The organism is Actinoplanes sp. ATCC 53533, assembly GCF_003947245.1.
Window position 1 is genome coordinate 1 of record NZ_QHHV01000316.1, and the last position, 8,030, is coordinate 8,030.

At 74.9% G+C, this 8,030-nt stretch carries 6 protein-coding genes; all 6 read right to left on the reverse strand.

Going from position 1 to position 8,030, the window contains the following annotated elements; genetic code table 11:
• A partial coding sequence (locus tag DMB66_RS55220) for a CTP synthase (protein WP_125812035.1) occupies positions 1–593 on the reverse strand: 593 nt, incomplete at its 3' end.
• A gap of 133 nt (positions 594–726) precedes the next feature.
• The gene (locus DMB66_RS55225; RefSeq protein ID WP_370321256.1) at positions 727–2,961 is read right to left on the reverse strand and encodes a hypothetical protein; all 2,235 of its coding nucleotides are present in this window, start codon (positions 2,959–2,961) and stop codon (positions 727–729) included.
• 278 nt (positions 2,962–3,239) lie between these two features.
• A complete protein-coding gene (locus DMB66_RS55235; RefSeq protein ID WP_125812036.1) occupies positions 3,240–4,373 on the reverse strand; it encodes a glycosyltransferase family 4 protein in 1,134 nt (377 codons plus the stop codon).
• Positions 4,370–5,992 (reverse strand): murein biosynthesis integral membrane protein MurJ, encoded by a 1,623-nt coding sequence (gene murJ / locus DMB66_RS55240; RefSeq protein ID WP_125812037.1) that lies wholly within the window; start codon positions 5,990–5,992, stop codon positions 4,370–4,372. Before murJ ends, DMB66_RS55235 begins: the two co-directional genes overlap by 4 nt.
• A complete protein-coding gene (locus tag DMB66_RS55245; protein ID WP_370321254.1) occupies positions 5,989–6,855 on the reverse strand; it encodes a hypothetical protein in 867 nt (288 codons plus the stop codon). The genes murJ and DMB66_RS55245 overlap by 4 nt, the downstream gene beginning before the upstream one ends.
• A 155-nt stretch (positions 6,856–7,010) precedes the next feature.
• On the reverse strand, positions 7,011–7,940 hold the full coding sequence (locus tag DMB66_RS55250; RefSeq protein ID WP_125812039.1) for a copper transporter: 930 nt from the start codon (positions 7,938–7,940) through the stop codon (positions 7,011–7,013).
• Positions 7,941–8,030 lie beyond the last annotated feature (90 nt).

Genomic DNA, 8,030 nt, shown 5'->3' on the forward strand with positions numbered 1-8,030 from the left:
TTCAGCTCGCCCGACGGCGCCAGGTACGGCACCAGCGAGACGTGCAGGTAGAAGACGTGATCCCGGCCGATCTCGTGGCGCACCTGGCGGATCGCCTCCAGGAACGGCAGTGACTCCATGTCACCGACCGTGCCGCCGACCTCGGTGATCACCACGTCGGGTATCCGGCCGAACTCGTCGGGAGCGGCCATCGCGAAGATGCGCTCCTTGATCTCGTTCGTCACGTGCGGGATGACCTGCACGGTGTCGCCGAGATATTCGCCGCGGCGCTCCTTGGCGATGACGGCCGAGTAGATCTGGCCCGTGGTGACGTTCGCCTTCGCGGACAGCGCCCGGTCCAGGAACCGCTCGTAGTGCCCGACGTCGAGGTCCGTTTCCGCACCGTCCTCGGTCACGAAGACCTCGCCGTGCTGGAACGGGTTCATGGTGCCGGGGTCCACGTTGAGGTAGGGGTCGAGCTTCTGCATGACGACCCGCAGTCCCCGAGCTGTCAGCAGATTGCCGAGGCTGGAGGCGGTGAGGCCCTTGCCCAGCGAGGAGGCGACGCCCCCGGTGACGAAGATGTGCCGCGTCTCGCGCACTGTTGCTGCCAAGGCCTGCTCCCGTGGTCGGTCAGATGCGATCGTGCAGACCGGCGCTGGAAGGCGCCATCCACGGGATTCCACGGTAACACCACCACCGCTGCCCGCACGTTCGGGCTGGTCGTCACGCGTGTCCCCGGCATGGTTAACGCACGGTCACGCCCGCCGAGTCGGATTTGTCGCCCGGCTCCCCGGTCACCGGGCCGGGCCGCATCGACCGCCCCGGGCCGCCCGGGCCGTCGGTGCCACCCTCCGGACGGGTCCGGTCGGCGGCATGGCTGAGCACCCGCAGCGTGGTCAGCACCAGCAGCGGCACGGCCACCGCCGCGGCCGCGCCCGCCACCGCGAACGCCGCGCCGCCGAGCACCCCGGCGATCATCGTCGCGACGGTGGTGCCCGCCAGCGCCGCGCGCAGCGCCGGGTGCAGACCGAAGACCCGGTTGAGGCCGCCCCAGGGCGAGAACTGGCTGAAGGCGAGCATCAGGACGCCGGCGAGCACCAGCAGCGTCAGCGGGCTGTCCAGGGCGTGCCCGTTGGAGGTCGCGGCGCGCTGGATGGCCGGGCCGGCCGTACCCTCGCCCAGGGCCGTCAGGGCCCGGCCCAGGCTGCCCTGCTCGAGCTCCGGCCGGCGCAGGTCCAGCACGGCGAAGCCGATGGTGACCGCGAGGCCGGCGAGCGCCGCCCAGGCGAAGCGCGGGAACGTCAGCCAGCCACCGGCGCTGATCGCGGCCGCCACGCACACCCCGGCGGTCACGGCGATCGCACCGACCGGATCCGCGCCCAGGTACGGGCTGCCGACCATGACCACCGCGACGCCGCCGACCAGCACCACCACCACCGGACGCCAGGGCCGGCGCACCCACTGGGCCACGCAGCCGGCGGCGAACAGCATCCCGGCCACGAAGACACCCAGGCCGACGCTGCCCACGCCGGAATACCGCGACCCCTCGATCGCCGAGTAGCCGGCGACGCCGTTGAGCTGGAGCTGCGCGCCGGTGAGCAGGTCAAAGCCGACCACCGCGGCGCCGAGGGCGCTGACCACGCCCATCGGCCACAGGGTGCGCGGATAGCGCGGCGCGAGACGCACCCCGGCCGTGCCGACAGCCATGAGCGCGAAGGTCAGCGCGGCGAAGACGATGCCCGGCCGCCCGGCCCGCCACCACGGCGCCGCGTCGGCGACCAGGGCCGCCGGGATGGCCAGGGCCACCGCGATCAGCAGCACCTCGACGCCCAGCACCAGCGGCCGCGGCGCGGCGGCCGGCCCGGTCGGGCCGGCATGCCGCCGGGCCCGGATCAGCAACGGCACGACCAGCAGGAAAACCGCCAGCTGTACGGCGGCCAGCCCGGTGAAGAACGCCCCGGCGATGCCGAGCTGCGCGCCGGCGCGTTTGTCCGCGTTGTTCGCGCCGCCGACGGCCTCGGCCGGATCCGCCGGGCGCCCCGGCACCGAACGGGCGCTGAAGCCGCTGAACAGGCCCTCCGGCGGTGGCCGGCCCAGGGCGGTGAGCACGGTCGGCGCCAGGTCGATCAGCTGCAGGTAGCCGTCCCGGCCGGTGCCGGTGGAGGTCAGCCAGCCGCCCTGCCAGCCCGGGCCCTCGGCGATCGCCACGTGCAGCCGCGAGGTGGTGTCGGTGTCCGAGACGCCCGCGACCATGATCAGGGAGCGCGCGGGGCGCGCGGCGACGACCCGCGCCAGCGTGGCATCGGCCCGGGCGACCAGGGACTGCCTGGCGGCGCCGGAACCGGAGATGGTGCCCAGGTCCACCACGCTGAGCACGCAGTCCGAGAGCAGGCGCCTGGGGTCGTCGGGCAGGGTGGCCACGTACCGGTCGACGCGCCCGAACGGCCGGGCCGCCGCAACAGCCGCACCCGGACCGACGGCCACGGTGCACCGCACGGATTCGGCGAGAGCGCCCGGCAGGGCACCGTAGGGCTGGCTGTCCTGGTTGGCGCGGACCACACCTGCGAGGCCGGGCAGGTTGGCGCCGAGGGCGTCGGGCTGGGTGAGCGCGGGCTCCACGGCCGGGCACTGGCCGGTGACCCGGGTGTTCGCCCAGATCGCGTAGTTGCCGGCGCCGGCGGTGAGCCAGCCATCCGCCGGGCAGGTGGTGGAGTGCGCGGACCGCACCGAGAGCCAGCCGATCGAGCCGCGGGTGGCCTCCTGCCAGAGCGCGGGGGTGCGCTCCGGGTCGAGATCCTCCCAGCGCAGGCCGGCCGCGCCGGCCATGATGACGTAGTCGGCGGTGTCCTGCGGCGAGCCGGTGGCCGGCCGCACGGCGAGCGCGGCGATGCTGGCGGCCGCGGCGAGCACGATCAACAGGTACGGCAACCAGGTCCGTCCCCGCCGCGCCCTCGACGGCGGCGCGGAGTCCGGCCTGATGCCGCGGCGCAGCGTGTCCCGCACCCGCGCGGGCCAGCCCGCCGTGCCGGTGGCCGCTTTGCCGGTGGCCGCCTTGCCGGTGGCCGCCTTGCCGGTGGCCGCCTTGCCGGTGGCCGCCTTGCCGGTGGCCGCCTTGCCGGTGGCCGCCTTGCCGGTGGCCGCCTTGCCGGTGGCCGCCTTGCCGGTGGCCGCCTTGCCGGTGGCCGCTTTGCCGGTCGCCGTGCTGGGCTTGCCTGCGCCGGCTGGCTCGGGTGTGGTGCTGCCGGGGGTCGGGTCGCTCACCCCCGGCCTGCCCGTGCGGCAGTGGTCACTGACGCGTATGCGGCGATGACGTCGGCGACGGTGTCCTGCTCGGTCGGCCAGGTCGCCGCCTGCCGAGGGCCGCGGGCCGCATACTCCGCCCGCCTCGCCGGGTCGGCCAGCAGCCCACGCACGGCGGTGTCCAGCGCGTCCACGTCACCCGGCGGGATCAGCACCGCGGCGTCGCCGACCAGGCCGGGCAGCCCGCCCACGGCGGTGCTCACCAGCGGCACCCCGGCGCGCAGCGCCTCCTGGGCGAACAGCTGCCGGGCCTCCCAGTCGCTGGTGATCACGGCCAGGTCGGCGCCGGCCAGCAGGTCGGGCACGTCGGTGCGGTGCCCGAGCAGATAGAGCTTGGCGCGCACCTCCGAGGCGCGCTGGGCCAGCTGCATGTAGCTGGGCCCGGACCCGGCCACCACGACCATCGGCGGCGGTGTCAGCTCCCGCCAGCGGGCGGTGGCCTCGATCAGGACGTCGTAGCGCTTCTGCGGGTGCAGCCGGCCGACCGAGACGATCAGCGGGACGTTCGGGGCGATCCGGAACTCGGCGCGCACCGCGGCGCGGCTGCGTTTGGGCGCGACCGGGGCGGGCGCGGCGACGGCGCCGAGGCGGGCGTTGCGGGCGCCCAGCGACCCGGCCCGCTCGACCAGGTCCTCGGAGGCGCCCAGGGTGAGCGTGGCGGCCCGGGCGACGATCCGCTCGACCAGCGCCGAGGCCTGCCCGCGCAGGCCGCGGGCGAGGACCGCGTTGTGCCAGGTGACCACCAGCGGCGCGGCGGGCCGGGCCAGCGAGACGACGAACGCCGCCCGCAGCCCGTGCGCGTGCACGACGTCGACCTCCCGGCCGCTCAGCGCCTTGCGCATGGCCCGGATCGCGCCGGAGTCCTGCGGGCCGGGGCTGGCCGGGATCTCCACCGCGGCGAACTCCGCGCCGGCCGCGGCGAAGCCGAACAACTCGTCGGTCGCGGCGGGCCCGCACACCAGCACCCGGCAGCCGGCGGCGATCAGGCCGCGGGCCAGTGAGGCCACGTGCTGGCCGACGCCGCCGGTGCTGGAGCCCAGCACCAGTGCGACCGAGCCGTGCCACGTCATCGCCCGCGCTGCGTCGGTCACGTTGCGCCCTTCCCGTCCGATGATGGCTTCCGGTGCATCCGCCCGGCCACGGTGGCGACCAGGGGCCGCAGGTCGTGGCGGTCCAGCGGGTAGGTCACCGCGAAGAAGACGACCGCCACCACGACACCGCCCAGCATGCCCGAAAGCAGGCTCGCCCAACCTGCCGGGGTCGGGCCGAGCGCGTGCCGCAGGCCCTCGACGACAGCCCACCCGGCCAGTCCGGCCGCGACCGCCGCCACGATACCGACGCCGGCCGCGCGCGGCAGCCCGGTCAACGCTCCGGCACCGGCCCGGCGGCGTACGGCGGCGACCAGCAGCGCACCCAGGGTGAGCATGCCGACGCTGTTGGCCAGGGCCAGCGCGAGCACCCGGTCGTCGCCGGGCAGCACGGCGGTCAGGATCAGGGCGGCCCCGGCGGCGACCGCCCAGCCCGTCGCGGTGGCCGCGGCGGCCGAGGAGGTCGCGCCGCGGGCGTAGAGCGCGCGGGAGAGCAGCGCGAACAGGGCGTACCCGAGCAGGCCGGGGGCGAATCCGGCGATGCCGGGCGCGGCCTGCGGCGTGCCCAGCAGGGCCGCGACCGGCCCGGCGACGGCGACCAGCGCGGCGCCGCCGAGACAGGCCAGCAACACCACGGTACGGGCGGTGCCGGCCAGCGCCGCGCGGTAGCCGTCCTCGTCGCCGCGCTCGGCCGTCGCGGACAATGTCGGATAGGCGGCAGTGGCGAGCGGCACAGCCAGCACCGCCCACGGCAGCAGATACAGCGCCTGGGCCAGGTTGAACCGGGTCAGATCGCCGTCCCCGGTGGCGAGGGCGAGCACGACGACGACCATGAGCTGCTGGGAGCCCACGGTGACCGCGCCGGCCCAGCCGAGGCGGACCACCTGGCGGCCCGCGTCGCCGGGGAAACGCACCGTCGGGCGCAGCCGCAGGCGCAGGCCGCGCAGCGGGACCAGCAGGCAACCGCTGAGCACCACCACGCCCAGGGTGGTGCCCAGGGACAGCGCCAGCTCGCCGCCGGTGGTCAGCCCGCGCAGACCGGTGCCGCGGCCGTCCACCAGCGCGTACGTGAGGTAGGCGGACATGACGGTGACGCTGGACAGCAACGGGGCGAGCACCGGCCAGGCGAAGCGGTGGTGGGCCTGCAGCACCCCGGTGAGCACGATGCCGACCCCGTACAGGGGCAGTTGAGGTGCGAAGACGCGCAGCATGCGCGTGCCCACCTCGGCGGCGTCATCCGGCAGGCCGAAAAGGCCGACGATCGGCCCGGCCGCCAGCGCGACCACGATCGCCAGCGGTACGAGCAGCAGCAACGTCCAGGTCAGCAGCGCCGACGCGACGGCGTTGACCCGCTCGCGGTCGCCGGCCGCCACCGCCCCGGCCAGCAGCGGCACCACCAGGCTGGCCAGCGCCCCGCCCGCGACCAGCTCGAAGACGATGTTCGGGACCGTGTTCGCCGCGCTGTAGAGGTCGCCGAGCGAGTTGTCCCGCACCGTGCTGATGAACACCACCGTGCGGCCGAAACCCGCGATGCGCGCGAGCACGGTGAGCCCGGCGATGAGCGCCGCCGCCCCGACGATGCGCCCGATCCTGGAGCGTGGCGCGGGTACCGTTCCGGTCATTCCGGCGGCCGGCGGCCCAGCGCGTCGAGCTCGCGCAGCCACGGCGTGTCCTGGATGACCTTGGTGAAGCTGACCTTCTCGCTGGCCGCGGTGAGCGCGACCAGCACGGTCAGGGCGACGGCCCGCCCGGCCGGCCCGGTGCGGGCGGCGAGCGCCACCCCGAGCAGCGCGCCGAGCGCGTTGGCGCCCGCGTCGCCGAGCATGATCTCCTCGCCGAGATCGGCCGGCAGCAGGGCCGCGCCCGCGCCCAGCGTCCCCGCGGCCACCCCGCCGCCACGGCCGGCGGCCAGCGGGACGCCGATCAGCGCGCCGGCCTTCAGCGCCCGTCCGGGGCGCAGGTCGAGCAGGTTGAGCAGGTTCGCGGTGCCGGCGATGACGCCCGCGCCGAGCAGCACGTCGGTGGTGCGGCGCACGGCTCCACCCCGGCGGCGGCCCCGGTGGGCGCGCACCCGCGGGTCGGCGGCGAGCAGCGCGGCGGCGGCGAGCCCGGCGGCGCCCACCCCGGCGATCTTGACGAGGCCGCTGGTGACCCGCCCCTCGCGCAGCGCGCCGAGGTGCCCGGCGAAGCCCTTGGCGGCCTTCTGCTCGGGCCGGTTGCCCACAATGTCGTCATAGAAGCCGACGGCGCCGGCGGCGGCACCCGCGGTGACCACGGCGGCGGTCGCGGCCGGGCCGTCGGCACCGAGCGCGGCACCCACGGTGGCGCCCACGGCGAGCGCGGGACCACCCGCCAGGGTGACCGTGCGGCCGTGGAAGTTCGTCCGCCGCAGCTCGGCCGCACGCGGATCATGACGGATCCAGGCCAGGGCAGCGCGGGCCGCCAGGGCCCCGGAACCGAACGACTTCACGCCCTTGCCCGCCATGTGGATGCACTCCTGCCTCGCCGGGCCGCGCCCCTCGGCGACCGACCGCCGAGTCTAGGCGGTGCCGTCTCCCGGGCGGGCCCGCACCGCCCGGGAGCGTCGGCTTTCCGGCGGCCTTGGGCTATCCGGCGGCCTCGGCTATCCGGCGGCCTCGGCTATCCGGCGGCCTTGGGGACCTGGGAGGTGGCGCCGGCTGAGAGGCCGTACTGTCCGACCTTGCCGGCGACGAGTCGCTCGATGACGGTCATCGCGGTGGCGAGCTGGCCCTGGTCGGTGCTGACGTAGTCCACCGTGGAGATGCTCTGGACCAGTTTCGGGTCGCCGCGGATCTCGGCGACCAGGTTGCCGTCGCCGATGCCCTGGCCACCGACCACCAGCGGCCGGTTCTCGGCGAACTGGGCGGCCAGGGTGACCGCGTTCTGGTTCTTCTTGGCGGCGTCGCGGTCGACCGGCGGCAGGCCGGAGACCACGACGGTGGCCTCGGCGCCGGGCACGATCTTGTCGGAGACGTTGATATAGCCGGGCTCGGTGTAGGCGGTCAGCACTGCGGTGAGGTCGCCGGCCGTCACGGGCTGGGCCTTCTGCAGCAGGGCGAGGGCGAGCAGCGCGCTGGAGGTCTCGACCCCGTCGCTGTTGACCGGCAGACCCTCGGCCTGCACGGTCGGCTGCGTGGCTTTGTTGGCGAGGTCCAGCAGCTCGAACCCGTTCGCCGGGTCGAGGAACTTGTCCTGCACGGTGACCGTGCCGGTGATCGTGGCCCCGGCGACCTTGAGCATCGCGATGGTGCCCTCGGCGTAGTCCTGGCCGGTGGGCATCACCACGACGAGGATCTTGCGGCCGGTGAGCTTGCCGTTGAGCAGCCCGGGCGAGATCTGGGTGGCGAACTCCTGGGTGCGGCTCAGCTCATCGCGGTATTGATTCGCCTGGTCACGATAGTTGCTGTTGTCCTTGCTCAGCGCGTCCACGCGGTCCTTGAGCGTGTCGACGACCGGCCCGTTGAGCGCGGCGGTGCCGACCACCAGCCCGATCGCCAGGGCGAGGAAGACCGCGGTGAGCGACACCACGTGGTACCGGAAGTTGATCACGCCAAAGCCTCTGAGTCACTCGCGGATTAGAAGAGCTGTCCTAACTGGAAGACCAGATTGTCCCACCACTCGGACATCACGGAGAGATAG